The 13755-nt window shown below is 67.3% G+C and carries 14 protein-coding genes; 2 read left to right on the top strand and 12 right to left on the bottom strand.

All coding sequences use genetic code 11. The features are described from left to right. Nucleotides 1-93 precede the first annotated feature (93 nt). From J6U32_RS10675 to J6U32_RS10655, 5 genes are read right to left on the bottom strand one after another with little or no spacing between them, the layout of a single operon-like run. Nucleotides 94-1272, bottom strand: a complete 1179-nt coding sequence (locus tag J6U32_RS10675) for an acetyl-CoA C-acyltransferase (RefSeq protein WP_208795357.1) — start codon at nucleotides 1270-1272, stop codon at nucleotides 94-96. Nucleotide 1273: 1 nt separating this feature from the next. After that, nucleotides 1274-2203, bottom strand: a complete 930-nt coding sequence (locus J6U32_RS10670) for an SDR family NAD(P)-dependent oxidoreductase (protein ID WP_208795355.1) — start codon at nucleotides 2201-2203, stop codon at nucleotides 1274-1276. Between the two features lie 56 nt (nucleotides 2204-2259). Next, nucleotides 2260-3375, bottom strand: a complete 1116-nt coding sequence (locus tag J6U32_RS10665) for an acyl-CoA dehydrogenase family protein (RefSeq protein ID WP_208795353.1) — start codon at nucleotides 3373-3375, stop codon at nucleotides 2260-2262. A 2-nt stretch (nucleotides 3376-3377) separates the two neighbouring features. Further along, complete coding sequence (locus J6U32_RS10660; protein WP_208795351.1) at nucleotides 3378-4142, bottom strand: enoyl-CoA hydratase/isomerase family protein; 765 nt, start codon at nucleotides 4140-4142, stop codon at nucleotides 3378-3380. Between the two features lies 1 nt (nucleotide 4143). Beyond that, on the bottom strand, nucleotides 4144-4638 hold the full coding sequence (locus J6U32_RS10655; protein ID WP_208795349.1) for a MaoC family dehydratase: 495 nt from the start codon (nucleotides 4636-4638) through the stop codon (nucleotides 4144-4146). Between the two features lie 128 nt (nucleotides 4639-4766). On the opposite strand from J6U32_RS10655, the gene J6U32_RS10650 reads away from it, so the two are divergent. Then, on the top strand, nucleotides 4767-5987 hold the full coding sequence (locus J6U32_RS10650; RefSeq protein WP_208795347.1) for a CaiB/BaiF CoA transferase family protein: 1221 nt from the start codon (nucleotides 4767-4769) through the stop codon (nucleotides 5985-5987). Here J6U32_RS10650 and J6U32_RS10645 read toward each other — a convergent pair. The 7 genes from J6U32_RS10645 to J6U32_RS10615 all read right to left on the bottom strand — a co-directional run bounded on the left by J6U32_RS10645 (nucleotide 5957) and on the right by J6U32_RS10615 (nucleotide 12432). Then, nucleotides 5957-6379: a hypothetical protein gene (locus tag J6U32_RS10645; RefSeq protein WP_208795345.1), complete on the bottom strand. Its 423-nt coding sequence runs from the start codon at nucleotides 6377-6379 to the stop codon at nucleotides 5957-5959. The genes J6U32_RS10650 and J6U32_RS10645 overlap by 31 nt on opposite strands. Nucleotide 6380: 1 nt before the next feature. Next, nucleotides 6381-7565, bottom strand: coding sequence for an acyl-CoA dehydrogenase family protein (locus tag J6U32_RS10640; RefSeq protein WP_208795343.1), 1185 nt, complete (start codon nucleotides 7563-7565; stop codon nucleotides 6381-6383). Between the two features lie 14 nt (nucleotides 7566-7579). Then, nucleotides 7580-8824: a CaiB/BaiF CoA transferase family protein gene (locus J6U32_RS10635; RefSeq protein WP_338837488.1), complete on the bottom strand. Its 1245-nt coding sequence runs from the start codon at nucleotides 8822-8824 to the stop codon at nucleotides 7580-7582. Next, nucleotides 8821-9981: an acetyl-CoA C-acetyltransferase gene (locus J6U32_RS10630; RefSeq protein ID WP_244332923.1), complete on the bottom strand. Its 1161-nt coding sequence runs from the start codon at nucleotides 9979-9981 to the stop codon at nucleotides 8821-8823. Before J6U32_RS10630 ends, J6U32_RS10635 begins: the two co-directional genes overlap by 4 nt. 68 nt (nucleotides 9982-10049) lie before the next feature. After that, on the bottom strand, nucleotides 10050-10514 hold the full coding sequence (locus tag J6U32_RS10625) for a MaoC family dehydratase (RefSeq protein ID WP_208795339.1): 465 nt from the start codon (nucleotides 10512-10514) through the stop codon (nucleotides 10050-10052). After that, nucleotides 10511-11251 carry a 3-oxoacyl-ACP reductase FabG gene (gene fabG, locus J6U32_RS10620; RefSeq protein WP_208795337.1) on the bottom strand — a complete coding sequence of 247 codons (741 nt, stop codon included), beginning with the start codon at nucleotides 11249-11251 and terminating at the stop codon, nucleotides 10511-10513. The genes J6U32_RS10625 and fabG overlap by 4 nt, the downstream gene beginning before the upstream one ends. After that, nucleotides 11251-12432 carry an acyl-CoA dehydrogenase family protein gene (locus tag J6U32_RS10615; RefSeq protein WP_208795335.1) on the bottom strand — a complete coding sequence of 394 codons (1182 nt, stop codon included), beginning with the start codon at nucleotides 12430-12432 and terminating at the stop codon, nucleotides 11251-11253. Before J6U32_RS10615 ends, fabG begins: the two co-directional genes overlap by 1 nt. A 76-nt stretch (nucleotides 12433-12508) precedes the next feature. Here J6U32_RS10615 and J6U32_RS10610 point away from each other — a divergent pair, with 76 nt between their 5' ends. Beyond that, on the top strand, nucleotides 12509-13729 hold the full coding sequence (locus tag J6U32_RS10610) for an acyl-CoA dehydrogenase family protein (protein ID WP_208795334.1): 1221 nt from the start codon (nucleotides 12509-12511) through the stop codon (nucleotides 13727-13729). The last annotated feature ends 26 nt before the right edge of the window (nucleotides 13730-13755 follow it).

Raw genomic sequence — 13755 nt, 5'->3', positions numbered from 1 at the left:
ACGAGTCGAGCCGCCCGAGTACCTCCGCCACGCCGAGGCCGATCCCTGAGTCACCTCCCGTGACCAGGCCAACATGGCCCGTGAGGTCGAGCATCAGATCCGCTCGAGAAGGGTCGCGGTGCCCTGGCCGCCACCGACACACATGGTGATGAGCGCGTGGCGGCCATTCACGCGCTCCAGCTCGTGGAGCGCTTTGGTCAGCAGTACCCCGCCGGTCGCACCCAGCGGGTGGCCCAGCGCGATCGCGCCGCCGTTGACGTTCACCTTCGCCATGTCGGCCTTCGTCTCGTGCGCCCAGGCGAGCACCACGGAGGCGAAGGCCTCGTTGATCTCGACGACGTCGATGTCGTCCATCGTCAGGCCATTGCGCTCGAGGATCTTCTGGGTAGCCGGGATCGGACCGGTCAGCATCATGACCGGGTCATTGCCGGTGAGCAGCGAGTCCACGACGCGCGCACGCGCCCTGAGGCCGAGGTCCGCGGCCCGCACGGCTTCGGCGAGCAGAAGCGCCGAGGAACCGTCGGAGATCTGCGAGGAGGTCCCTGCCGTGTGCCGGGAGCCGGCCGCACGGTCCGGCATGTTCACCCTCAGGCCGGCCAGGCCCTCTGCAGTGGTCGGCCGAGGTCCCTCGTCGGTGTCGATCACACGGGTGCCGGTCTGCCGGCCCTCCTCGTCGACGACGGGCGCCTCGACGGGCACAATCTGGTCCGTGAAGCGATGATCTGCGATCGCGGCGGCGGCACGCTCCTGGGAGGTGATCGCGAACGCCTCGAGGTCCGCGCGCGAGAAACCCCAGGCCTCGGCGATCCGCTCGGCCGCTTCGAATTGCGTGGTGAGCTCGTAGTGTTCCTCGTACCGCGGTGTCTTCGCGGGGCCCAGCTCGGGCAGAGTCGAGGCGGTCATGGACACCTGGCTCATGATCTCGATGCCCCCCGCGACCGCGAAATCGGTCACTCCACCGGCGATGAGGCCGTAAGCAAGGGTGAACGCCTGCTGCGAGGAGCCGCACTGGGTGTGGATCGTGGCCGCGCCGGTGGCCTCGGAGAGACCAGCGGTGAGCCACGCGGTACGGGCGATGTTGCCCGACTGCTGACCGACCTGGCTGACACAGCCACCCAGTATCTGACCCACCTCCACGGAGTCGACGCCGGCCCGGCGGATCACCTCGGCGAGGACATCGGCGAACAGGTCCGGTGAAAGCTTGTGCGATAGACCGCCGCGACGCTTGCCGACCGCCGAGCGGACGGCCTCGACGATGACCACGTCACCCATGTCAGTTCCCTCCGATCCCGGAGCGCATCGGGGCTACACCCGGGGTGCGGCCGTTCTTGAAGAGCTCCTCGGACCGGGCACTCAACACTTCGACGGTCCAGGCGCGCTCGCCGGTGGAGATGTTGACCTCGAGCTCGATCGGGGTTTGCAGGTCGAGTTCGCCGGCGTAGCAGGCGAAGACTTTGGCGGAGATGTGACCGGCCTGCGGACTGGCGAGCCAAGCGACGACCGGGCTGATCGTCTCAGGGGCGCGGTTGTCGAAGGTACCCTCCTGCACACCCGGGTAACCCGTGAAGGTGCTGGTCGTCATGCGCGTACGGGCGCGCGGAGCGATCGCGTTGACCGTGACGCCGATCTTCTCCAGCTCGCGCGCCATCGTCATCGTCATGCCGACGATGCCGGCCTTGGCGGTGGCGTAGTTGACCTGGCCGGCCATGCCGAAGTAACCGGACTCGCTGCTGGTGTTGATGATGCGGCCGTAGACCGTTCCGTCGCCGCTCTTGGCCTTCCCGCGCCAGTACTCGGCGGCGAAGCGGGACGGGGCGAAATGGCCCTTGAGGTGGACGTTGATGACGGCGTCCCACTCGTTCTCGCTCATCTTGAAGCTCATCCGGTCGCGCAGGATGCCAGCGTTGTTGACCAAGATGTCGAGCTTCCCGAACGTGTCGACGGCCTGCCTCACCAGGCGCTCGGCGGCGGACCAGTCGGCGCAACTGTCGAGGTTGGCGACGGCATTGCCGCCCGCCGCCTTGATCTCGGCGACGACGTCCTCGGCCGGCGCGGCGTCGCTGCCGCCGCTGCCGTCGCCCCCGACGCCCGGGTCGTTGACGACGACCGAGGCACCCTCCTGTGCCAGGTAGAGGGCGTGCGCGCGGCCGAGCCCGCGGCCCGCTCCGGTCACGATCGCAACAAGTCCGTCAAGAGATCCCATGCCAGTCTGTCCTTCTTCTCAGGTGTACGTGCTTCGCAGGTGTACGTAGTGATTGCTCAGATGCCGATGCGGTCGGCGAGCAGCTGTCGGTGGAGGTCGGAGTCGCCCAGCAGCGTTTGGGAACTCTTGGCGCGCTTGAGGTAGAGGTGCGCCGGGTCCTCCCAGGTGAAGCCGATGCCTCCGTGGATCTGGATGTTCTCGCCCGCGGCGGCGAGGTAGGTATCGACGCAATGCGCCTTGACAAGCGGCGCCACGAGCGGCAGGTCCTCATGGCCGGTCGCCGCGGCCCACAGAGCGTAGTAGACGGCCGACCGGGAGGACTCGAGCTCCACCAGCATCGCTGCGCACTTGTGCTTGATCGCCTGAAACGAGCCGATCGCGCGGCCGAACTGCTCCCGCACTTTCGCGTACTCGACGGACATGTCGAGCACCTTGGCGTTGCCACCCAGGCACTCGGCCGCCAGCCCGATCGCGCTGAGGTCGGCCATCGCAGTGACAGCTGCCGCCGCGGTGCTCCCTGTGGCGATCAGGCGAGCCGGCGTCGACGACAACTCGATCCGGGCCAGCTTGCGGGTCAGGTCCATCGTCGGCATCGGAGTGCGGGCGAGACCCGCCGCATCGGAGGCGACGAGGAAGAGGGCCGGGCCCTCAGTCGTCCGGGCCGCGACGATCAGCATGTCGGCGTATGCGCCGTCCACGACGTACGCCTTGTGGCCGTCCAACGTCCAGTCCGGCCCTGCCGCTGTCGCCGCGAGCGTGACATCATCGAGAAGCCACGAGCCGCTGTCCTCGGCGAGCGCAACGGAGACGACGCTGTCTCCGTTCGCGATGCCCGGCAGCAGCTCGGCCTTCACCCCGTCGTCGCCGATGGCCCCGATGAGGCCGGCCGCCATCACACACGAGCCGAAGAACGGCGAGACAGTGAGGGCGCGGCCGAACTCCTCGAGGACGAGTCCGATCTCGACGAATGTAAAGCCGCTGCCGCCGTACTCCTCGGGGATCGCGATCCCCTGGATCATCAGCTCGGCGCCCATCCGCTTCCACAGCTCGCGGTCGTAGCCGCTCGGGTCCTCGAGCTGGGCTCGGACCGCGGTCTCGTCGGCATACTTGGCGAGAAAGCGACGCAGCTCGTTCTGCAGCGCCACCTGCTCCTCGGCGAGCGCGAACTCCATCGTCATCCCTTCCGAGCGCGGAATGTCTCTGGAACCGCGCGGTACTCGTCGGTGTCGTGTGACTGACTCTCGGCGGCGAGGCCGTAGTGCAGGGAGGTCACCGCGGCCATTCGGAGGTGCTGGTTGAGCACGCTCTTGGTGTCCTGCACCGCCTGCGGTGCGAGCGCAGCGACCTTCTTGGCGAGCGTGATCGCCTCGTCCATCAGCGTGTCCGCGGGGACGACCTCGGTCGCCAGACCGAGCTCGACGGCGACCTCTGGACTCATACGGTCACCGGTCAGGAGGTATCGCTTCGCGCGCAGCAAACCGGCGTTCAGCGGCCATGTGATGGCTCCGCCGTCGCCCGCGACGAGCGCAACCTGGACATGCGGGTCGGCGAGGAACGCCTTGTCGGAGACGAGGACGAAGTCGCACGCCGTGGCGATGGTGCAGCCGAGCCCGACAGCCGGGCCGTTGACTGCCGCCACGATCGGCAGGTGCACGCCGACGATGTCCTCGAACAGCTGGCGGCCGGTGCGCAGCGTCGTGCGACGCAGCCACAGGTCGTTGCCGAGCTTGTCGAAGTCCTCGATGTCGCCCCCGGCACTGAAGGCCCGTCCCGCGCCGGTGAGCACGATGACACGGGCCTCACGGTCGTTCTCGACCTCGCGCAGAGCCGCGGGAAGACCTCGGTGGAGATCGTCGTCGAACGCATTGAGTGAGTCCGGGCGGTTGAAAGTCAGGATGCGCACGTGCCCGTCTGCGTCGATGGTGACTGCGTCGTTCACGTCAGTTACCACCCTCCACGTAGTCGCGCCCGCGGATCAGACGGACCGGGGTGAACACCGCCACGATCTCGCCGCGCTGGTTTGCGACGTCACACCTCGTCGTGACGACACCGCGCTCGCCCTTGCTGGCCTTGCGACTCTCGGTGACAGTGACGATCACGTGCAGGGTGTCGCCGACGTACGTCGGGCCGTTGACCGTGAACTCCATGTGCATGAATGCCAGGCCGGTCCCGTGCAGGACATTGGTCTGCAGAATCAGCCCCTCGGAGACCATGTAGACGAACGCACCGGGCACCAGGCGCCCGGTGTACCCGCCGCCCGCCGCGTGCCGGGCGTCATAAAACAGAGGCTCGTTGAAGCCGCCGAGATTCACGAAGCTCATCAGATCGGGCTCGGTGATGGTGCGATGCGCGGTACGGAAGACGGTGCCGACCGTCATGTCTTCAAAGACGAGTCCTTGCCCCAGCAGGGGGATGCTCTCGGTTACGGTCTCCATGGTGTCCCCTTCCGGACGTTCGCTTGCGACCATCGTCCAATGATGCCCACTGGCGACAGGAAGCAGTTTAAAGATATACCTACTTCTACTATTGACGCGAGTAGGTACGCAACACAGAAGGAGCCACGATGTCCGTGAAGGCACTCGATGGGATCCGCATCCTCGACCTGAGTCGCATCCTCGCGGCGCCATTCGCCAGCCAGATGCTCGGCGATCTGGGGGCCGAGGTGATCAAGGTCGAACAGCCCGGCAAGGGCGACGACGCGCGCCAGTACGGCCCTCCGTTCCTGCACGACAGTCACGACGAGGGTATGTCGGCGTTCTATCTGAGCTGCAACCGCAACAAGCGCGCCGTCACCCTCGACTTCACCACCGGCCGGGGGCGGGAGCTGGCACTGGACCTGATCGCACAGAGCGACATCGTTCTGGAGAACTTTCGTCCAGGCGTCCTGGAGAAATACGGCCTGGGCTGGGACGACCTGCGCGAGCGCTTCCCCAGGCTGGTGATGTGCTCGGTGACCGGCTTCGGGCAGGACGGCCCCTACCGTCATCGTCCCGGCTACGACGGCATCTTCCAGGCCGTCAGCGGCATGATGAGCGTCTCGGGCGTACCCGACGGCCAGCCAGGCGCCGGCCCGATGAAATCGGGCCTGTCGCTCGTCGACATCCTCACCGGCCTCTACACCAGCTCCGCACTGCTGGCGGCTCTACGTCACCGAGACCGCACCGGTGAGGGCCAGCACCTCGACGTCTCGCTACTCGACTGCGGGGTGGCGAGCCTGTCGCACTTCGCGGAAAACTACCTCGTCTCCGGCGAGGTCCCGCAGCGACGCGGCAACGGCGGGTTCGGCGGCATCCCGTCCCAGGCCTTCGAATGCGCCGACGGCAAGCTGATCTTCATCGTCGCGACCACGAACCCGCAGTTCTCCCGCGCCTGCGAGGTGTTCGGGCGTCCGCTCATCGAGGACCCTCGGTTCAACTCAATCGCGGCGCGGATCGAACACCGCCTCGAACTGCTGGGGACCCTCGAGCAGATCTTCCTTGAGCAGCCGCGCGCACACTGGCTCGAGGCGCTCGAGGCGCTCGATGTGCCGGTCGGGCCGGTCAACACCATCGAAGAGACCCTCGCCGACGAGCAGGTGCGCTTCCGGCAGCTGCAGATCTCGATGCACGACGAGAGCCTCGGCGACGTCGCCGGGCTGCGGTACCCCATCCGGATGTCCGCCACGCCCGTCACCGAGTACACGTTCCCGCCACGCCTCGGCGAAGACTCCACGACGATCTACCACGAGCTGCTCGGCCTCGGCGACGAGGAGATTCAGCGGCTCGCTGCCGAAGGCGTCATCTGACGCTCGAGTGCGTCGCGCTGATCGGTGGTGAACCCCGCCGACGCCCCTCGGCCCGGCGCTATCCGGACGATGACGATCCGGATCGTGCCGGTGTCGGCACCGCCCTGGGTGACGTCCAACCGGAGGGCGAGCGAGCTGTTGCCGATCCGTTCCAGCGTGACGTCGTAATCGAGCGTGGTGCGGAACATTTCACGGCGGAAGTCGGAGGTGAGGTTGGCGACAGCGAAGTTCGGCATCCGGAGATCATCGCGACCAGTCGCGTCGAGCACCGTGGTCCAGGCGTCGTAGGCGGGCTCGAGCACGTCGAGCCATGTCAGGTGTTCGCCCGGCTGTCCGGGCACGCCACCGTATCCGGACCGCCGGGTCATGTCGAAGGAGACGCGTCGGCTCACCTCAGTCACGTCGCGGCTCGCGCGGCAGGCCGAGGGTGCGCTCGGACAGCACGTTGTACTGGACCTGCGTGGTGCCGCCGTAGATCGTCTCGGCGCGGCTGGCCAGGAAGATCTGCTGGAGCCGGTTGAGCTGGTAGTCGTCGCCGGTGAGCTCACCGGCCGCGCCCATCGCACGCATCGCGGTCTCTCCCATCCGGGTGTGTGCGGTGCTGGCGAACACCTTGCTGATCGAGGCCTGCACGGTCGGGTCGCCGCCCTTGCCCTTGATGCCGGTCATCAGGCGCAAACCGTTCCACTCCATGATCCGCGCATCGGTCCATGCTTTGACCAGGTCGCGGCGCAGCACAGGGTTCGCGATGCCCCCGTTCCCGACCGCCGCACCGATAATCTGGTCGACCTCGTGCTTGATCCGAAGGTGCTCTGCGAGCAGCGTCGTGCCGCGTTCGGTGCCGAGCGCTCCCATCGCCACCCCCCAACCCCCGTCGACCGGTCCGACGACCATGTCCTTGGAAGTGCGCGCCCCGGTGTAAAAGACCTCGCAGAACTCCGAGCCGCCGAGGATGTTGCGGATCGGCCGCACCTCGACGCCCGGCTGGTCGACCGGTACGAGCAGCATTGAGATGCCCCGGTGACGCGGAGCGTCGGCATCCGTACGGCACAGCACGTACATCCAGTCGGCATAGATGCCGGCCGACGTCCATACCTTCTGGCCCTCAATGACCCACTCGTCACCGTCGAGATGGGCCTTGGTACGGAGCCCGGCGAGGTCGGAGCCCGCACCGGGCTCGCTGAAGCCCTGACCCCACATCTCCTCGACCGCTACGATCTTCGGCAGGAAGCGGGCCTTCTGCTCCGGGGTGCCGAAGTGCAGCAGGGTCGGCCCGAAGAGATCCTGTCCCTGCGTCGTGGCCCGGAACGGCGGGTTCGCGCGGGCGTACTCGAGCTGGAAGACGAGCTGCTGGTCTACGGTGGCCTCGCGGCCGCCGTACTCCTTCGGCCAGCCCAGGCAGAGCCAGCCACCGGCAGACAGCTCCTTGTCCCAGGCGACGCGCACGTCCCACGCCTCGTCGTCCCACGAGAATCCGACACCCTTATGCGCGGCGAAATCGCCGACGAGGTGCTCGTCGAACCAGGTACGGATCTCCTCTTGGAAGTCCTTCAACTCCGGGCTCAGGGTCAGGTCCATGGTTGTTTTCCCTCTCAGGCTGTGGTCGACGAGTCGGACGGGGGCTGGCCGACGATACCGTCGGAAATCAGGCGGTCGATCCGGGCGCGGTCGAGTCCGAGCTCGGCGAGGATCGACTCGGTGTTCTCCCCGATGTCGGGGATCCGGTCCATCCGCAGCTCCCAGCCCGGGGAGACTGGCGGCGGCAGCAGCGAGCGCAGCGGCCCGACCGGCGAGTCGACCTCACGCCAGCGGTCCCGAGCGGCCAGCTGTGGATGGGCGAGCACCTCTTCGGGGTAGTTGACCCGGCCGCAGGCGATGCCGGCGCCATCGAGCAGTTCCAGGGCGGCGTCGGTGGCCATTGCACCCAGGACCTCGGCACAGATGCGTCGGACCTCGTCGCGGTGCGCTGTACGAGCCGTCCCCGTCGCGAACCGCTCGTCGTCGACGAGGTCGGGACGCTGCAGCACACGGGTGGCCAGGCGCGCCCACTCGCGGTCGTTCTGGACCGCGACAACGACCTTGCGGCCGTCGGCGGTATCGAAGGACTCATACGGGGACAGCGTCGGGTGGCTGATGCCGTTCGGGACGTGGCGCCGGCCGCTGAACTGAGTGAAGTAGAGGCTGTAGCCCATCAACTCGGCGATCGAGTCCATCAGGCTGATCCCGATCGCGCGACCCAGCCCGGTGCGCTCTCGCTCGTAGAGCGCCGCGAGCACGCTGCTGTAGGAATAGAGCCCCGCCGCGAGGTCAGCGATCGCGATGCCGGGCTTGGCCGGGCTGTCGGGCCAACCTGTGGTGGCGATCGAGGCGCTCTCGGCCTGGACGATGAGGTCGTACGCGCGGCGACGCTCGTACGGGCCGCCCGTGCCATATCCGGACAGGTCGACGGCGATCAACCGTGGATGCTGCTCGAGCAGGCTCGCCGCGTCGAGGCCCATGGCCTCCGCAACACCGGGCGCGAAATTCTGCACCACTACATCGGCGCTGGCGACCAGGCTGTCGAGGATTTCGCGGCCGGCAGGCGCCTTGAAGTCGAGCGCGATCGACTCCTTGTTGCGGTTGACCCACACGAAGTGGCTCGCCATGCCGTGGACCTCGGCGTCGTAGTAGCGGGCGAAGTCGCCCTCGGGGACCCGTTCAACCTTGATCACGCGTGCGCCCATGTCCGCGAGATGGCGGGTCGCAAACGGGGCGCTGACCGCCTGCTCGAGCGCGATCACGCAGATCCCGTCGAGCGGCAGCGCACCGCTGTCGCCATACATGGTTCCGGTCGTCACGCTCGCACGGCCTCGAAAACCGCGGCGAGGCCCTGGCCTCCGCCGATGCACATCGTCTCCAAGCCATACCGGGCGTCGCGACGGTGCATCTCGTGCGCGAGTGTCGCCAGGATCCGACCACCGGTCGCACCGACCGGGTGACCGAGCGAGATGCCGGAACCGTTGACATTGAACCGCTCGAAGTCGGATTCCGTGAGGTTCCACTCCTCGGTGCAGGCGAGCACCTGTGCGGCGAAGGCCTCATTGAGTTCGATGAGGTCCATGTCGGACAGCTTGAGGTCAAGACGGTCGAGCGCCTTTTCGACCGCCGGCACGGGGCCGATGCCCATGGTGCGCGGCGGGACGCCGGCCACACCCCAGCTCGCCAAGCGGACCAGCGGCCGGAGACCTTGCTTGTCGGCGATCTCCCGGGTGGTGACCAGGCAGATCGAGGCACCGTCGTTCTGACCGCTGGCATTGCCCGCGGTCACGGTCGACTCGGGGTCCTGGCGACCGAGCATCGGGCGCAGTGCGCCGAGCGTCTCCATCGACGTGTCAGCGCGGGGATGCTCGTCACGGGTGATCGTGGTGAGGTTGCCCTTCCGATCGGTGATCTCGACCGGCACGATCTCGTCGTCGAACCGACCGGCCTCCTGAGCGGCGACGGCCTTCTGATGCGAGCCGAGCGCGAAGTGGTCCTGCGCTGTACGGGAGATCTTGTACTCGCGACGGAGGTTCTCCGCGGTCTCGAGCATGCCACCCGGCACCGGGTGCAACTGCCCGCCGGCGGTGACCCGCGCGCGCGCCAGACGGTCGTAGAACTCGACCTTCTCGTCGCTGGGACCCCAACGCAGCGTGGGCGAGTAGAACTCGACCTGGCTCATGCTCTCGGCGCCACCGGCGAGCACGACATCGCATGCGCCGGTCTGCACCTGCATGACCGCGTTGATCACCGCCTGGAGGCCCGAGCCGCAGCGGCGGTCGACCTGGATGCCCGGTACATCCACCTGGAGACCCGCATCCAGCGCGGCGACGCGCCCGATCGCCGGCGACTCCCCACTCGGGTAGCACTGGCCGAGGATGACGTCGTCGATCCGTTGGTGCGCCAGCCCGGTGCGCTCGACCAGCCCCTTGATGACGGTCGCGGCGAGCGTGGTGGCGCTCAGGGTCATGAACATTCCGCCAAAGCGGCCGACCGGAGTGCGCACGGGTGAGCAGATGACGACGTCACGGCCCGTTGAAGTCGTCACAGGAAGTACCTACCCACTGTCTCGACCACCAGTGCTGGCTTCTCCTCGCCCTCGATCTCGATCTCGGTGCTCACCGTGAGCTGCACCGCCGGGCCCTTCTTCTCGACGCCGACGAGCGTCGAGGAGGCGCGGACGCGGGAGCCGACCTTGACCGGGTTGGTGAAGCGCATCTTGTTGGTACCGACGTTGATCGCCATTTTCGCGTCGATCTTGTAGATCTGTCCGACGAGCACGGGCAACAGCGAGGCGGTGAGCCAGCCGTGCGCGATGGTGGCGCCGAAAGGGCCGCCCTTGGCGCGCTCGGGGTCGACATGGATCCATTGCTGGTCACCCGTGGCATTGGCGAACTCGTCGATGCGCACCTGCTCGATCGTCAGCCAGTCGCTGCTGCCGAGGAACTCGCCGACGTGGGCCTGCAGCTCATCGGTGCTGCTGTAGATCGTGGGCTGCGACTCACTCACATGTACCTCCCGCCGGTGACCTCGAGCACGGTCCCGGTCATATAGCTGGACAGATCACTGGACAGGAACGCGGCGACGGCGGCCACCTCGGCCGGCTCGCCCGCACGTGCCATAGGGATCTCTGTCATCTTGGCGTCCCACGCCTTCTGCGGCATGGCCTCGGTCATCGCCGTACGGATAAGACCGGGCTGGATCACGTTCGCCCGCACCCCGTAGCGGGCCAATTCCTTCGCGGAGGCCTTCGTCATACCGACGATGCCCGCCTTGGCTGCGCTGTAGTTCGTCTGACCGAAGTTGCCGACCTTGCCGGAGATCGACGACATGTTCACAATCGCCCCGGACTGCTGCTCGCGCATCGCGGCACCGGCCGCCTTCGTGCCGAGCCAGGTGCCGACGAGGTGGACGTCCATGACGAGCCGGAAGTCGTCGAGCGACATCTTCGCCATGGTGGCGTCGCGAGTGACGCCGGCGTTGTTGACCATCACGTCGATCGAGCCGAGACGCGCCACTGTGCCGTTGACAAGCGCCTCGACATCGGACTCGCTCGTCACGTTGCAGCGCATCGCGACGACGCTACCCTCGGCGAACGACGCGGCGGCCTTCGTCGCGGCGTCCTCGTCGAGATCGGCGATGACGACCCTTGCACCCTCAGCGACAAATCGGGTGGCGACAGCCAGGCCGATGCCCCGGGCGGCGCCGGTGACTACCGCAATCTTGCCGGCGAGCAGCTCGCCCATCAATAGCTCCTCAGACCCATGCTTCGGGCGATGCCATTGCGCTGAATCTGGCTGGTGCCGCCGGAGATCGGCGCCACGATCGACTCGCGCCAGCGGAAACTCATCACACTCTCGGTGGAGAATCCGTGGCCTGCGCAGATCTGCATGCCGAGCCGAGCGGCGGCGACATAGGTCTCCGAGCCCTTGAGCTTGGCCATCGCGCCCTCGCGGGTGCAGGGCAGACCCCGGCTGTGCATCCAGGCCGCACGGTACGCGAGCAGCCTCGCCGAATCGACTTCGACCTGCATGTCGGCCATCCCGTGGGCGAGCGACTGGAAGGTGCCGATCTGGCGCTCGAAGGCGGTTCGCTCCTTGGAGTACTCGAGCGTCTCGTCGAGCGTCGACTGCGCGACGCCGACATAGCCGCCACTCATCAGGACACGCTCGAGCTCGAGATTGGAGAGCATCACCTTCCACCCCTGATCCTGCTCGCCGACGAGCGCGCGCTTCGGCACCACGACGTCGGTGAAGTACACCTCATACGTGCCGAGAATGTGGCGGGCCAGCGTCGGCACCTGGCGCAGCTCGACGCCCGGTGCGTCGGCCGGGATGAGCATCAGGGAGATGCCGTCGTGCTTGCGGTCACCCTTGGTCGTACGGACGTAGGTCATGATGTGCGTACCCGGGAGACCGGCGCCGGTGCACCACATCTTCTGCCCGTTGACCACGAAATGGTCGCCCGTGTCGACGGCCCGGCAACGCAACGCCGCAGCGTCCGACCCGGTGTCGGGCTCGGAGATGGCGACCGCGAGGCGCGACTCGCCGGTGAACATCTGGTCGCGGATCATCGCCCGCTGCTCGTCGGTGCCCCACTTGGCCACCGTCAGCCCCGGGATCAGGGTGCCGATATAGCACATCGCGATGTCGAGACTTGCGCGACCGAGCTGCTCGGCGATGAGCACCAGCTCCATCGCGCCGCCGCCGTCGCCGCCGAGCTCCTCGGGGAAGGCCAGGCCGAACCAGCCGACGTTCGCCATCGCCTTGAACAGTTCAGCGGGGTAGGCGTTCGCCTCATCCCATTCCTTGGCCTGACGAGGCGGACACTCCCGTTCTACGAACTGCCGCGCCGTCGCTTGTAGCGCCGCATGTTCGGGCGCGAGTTCAAAATCCATAGTGCCGCTCCTAACGTTTAGATGATACAACTATAAATGGGTCAGCACCCTTAGAGTCAACAACCAGACGCCGAGCGAGTTCGAAGGCCTGAACAGGAAGATCACGATGGACATCTCCTATCCCGCCGAGACCGACCAGTTCCGCGAGGAGATCCGAGCCTTCCTCCGCCGAGAGCTGCCCGACGGCTGGGCCGGGTTAGGCGCGCTCGACGAGGACGCCGCGAAGGAGTTCACGGCGTGGTGGCGCACCCGGTTGGCGTCGGTCGGCTATCTCACACCCAGCTGGCCCACCGAGTACGGCGGCGCCGGTCTCTCCCGCCTGCAGCAGGTCGTCCTCTCCGAGGAGCTGGCCGGTGCCGGGGTGCCGTTCAACGGCAAGAACGACAACTTCAGCATCAAGATGATCGGCAACCTACTACTCCGTTTCGGCACGGAGGAGCAGAAGAGTCACTTCCTGCCGCGCATCGTCAGCGGCGAGGATCGTTGGTGCCAGGGCTTCTCAGAGCCAGGAGCCGGCTCCGACCTCGCCGGGCTGCGCACTGCTGCCCGGCTCGACGGCGCCGAATGGGTGATCAACGGCCAGAAGGTCTGGACCTCCGACGCCCGCACCGCGAACTGGATGTTCGTGCTGGCCCGCACCGAGCCGGGCTCCACCCGACATCACGGCATCTCGATGCTGCTGGTTCCCGTCGAGCAGCCCGGCATCGACATCCGCCCGATCAAGATGATGACCGGCGGTGACAACTTCAACGAGGTCTTCTTCGACGGCGCCCGCACGGCCGCCGAGAACATCGTGATCGGCCCCGGCGAGGGCTGGCGTGCGGCGATGGCGCTGCTCGGCCTCGAGCGCGGCGACGAGGCCGCGACCAACCCGATCTACTTCAAAGCCGAGGTCGATCGGCTGATCCAGCTCGCCCAGGAGCGCGGGCGTTCGGACGATCCCGTCGTGCGCGACCAGCTCGCCCGGGCGTACACCCGCGGCGAGATCATGCGCTACCTCGGCCTGCGCACGCTCACCGGCTGGCTCAAAGGGGAGGTCCCGGGCCGCGACTCCTCGATCTCCAAGCTGTACTGGAGCGAGCACCACAAGACGACCACCGATCTCGGGGTGACATTGCTCGGCGCCGAAGCGCTCGCGCCGACCGGCCGCTGGCCCATCCGGCATTACCGCGCCGATGACCCGACGGCGCCCAACACCGCGGCGTCATGGGTCGGCACCTGGATGACCGCCATCTCCGGCACCATCTACGCCGGCACCTCCGAGGTGCAGCGCAACATCCTCTCCGAGGCCGTGCTCGGCCTGCCGAAGGAACCCCGTCCCAGCTGAGCTGCTCCCCCACTGCCCGATCCGAT

It is taken from the genome of Gordonia polyisoprenivorans (genome assembly GCF_017654315.1).
Classification (GTDB): Bacteria; Actinomycetota; Actinomycetes; order Mycobacteriales; family Mycobacteriaceae; genus Gordonia; species Gordonia polyisoprenivorans_A.
Note: the sequence above shows the minus strand (reverse complement) of the source record. Positions and strands in the feature narration are given on the sequence as shown.

What these genes read in the sequence shown, in the direction of transcription:
- J6U32_RS10675 (WP_208795357.1), bottom strand. Translation starts at nt 1,272, where the DNA reads ATGGGTGACGTGGTCATCGTCGAGGCCGTCCGCTCGGCGGTCGGCAAG.
- J6U32_RS10640 (WP_208795343.1), bottom strand. Translation starts at nt 7,565, where the DNA reads ATGGACCTGACCCTGAGCCCGGAGTTGAAGGACTTCCAAGAGGAGATC.
- J6U32_RS10630 (WP_244332923.1), bottom strand. Translation starts at nt 9,981, where the DNA reads ATGTTCATGACCCTGAGCGCCACCACGCTCGCCGCGACCGTCATCAAG.
- fabG (WP_208795337.1), bottom strand. Translation starts at nt 11,251, where the DNA reads ATGGGCGAGCTGCTCGCCGGCAAGATTGCGGTAGTCACCGGCGCCGCC.
- J6U32_RS10650 (WP_208795347.1), top strand. Translation starts at nt 4,767, where the DNA reads ATGTCCGTGAAGGCACTCGATGGGATCCGCATCCTCGACCTGAGTCGC.
- J6U32_RS10670 (WP_208795355.1), bottom strand. Translation starts at nt 2,203, where the DNA reads ATGGGATCTCTTGACGGACTTGTTGCGATCGTGACCGGAGCGGGCCGC.
- J6U32_RS10665 (WP_208795353.1), bottom strand. Translation starts at nt 3,375, where the DNA reads ATGGAGTTCGCGCTCGCCGAGGAGCAGGTGGCGCTGCAGAACGAGCTG.
- J6U32_RS10655 (WP_208795349.1), bottom strand. Translation starts at nt 4,638, where the DNA reads ATGGAGACCGTAACCGAGAGCATCCCCCTGCTGGGGCAAGGACTCGTC.
- J6U32_RS10610 (WP_208795334.1), top strand. Translation starts at nt 12,509, where the DNA reads ATGGACATCTCCTATCCCGCCGAGACCGACCAGTTCCGCGAGGAGATC.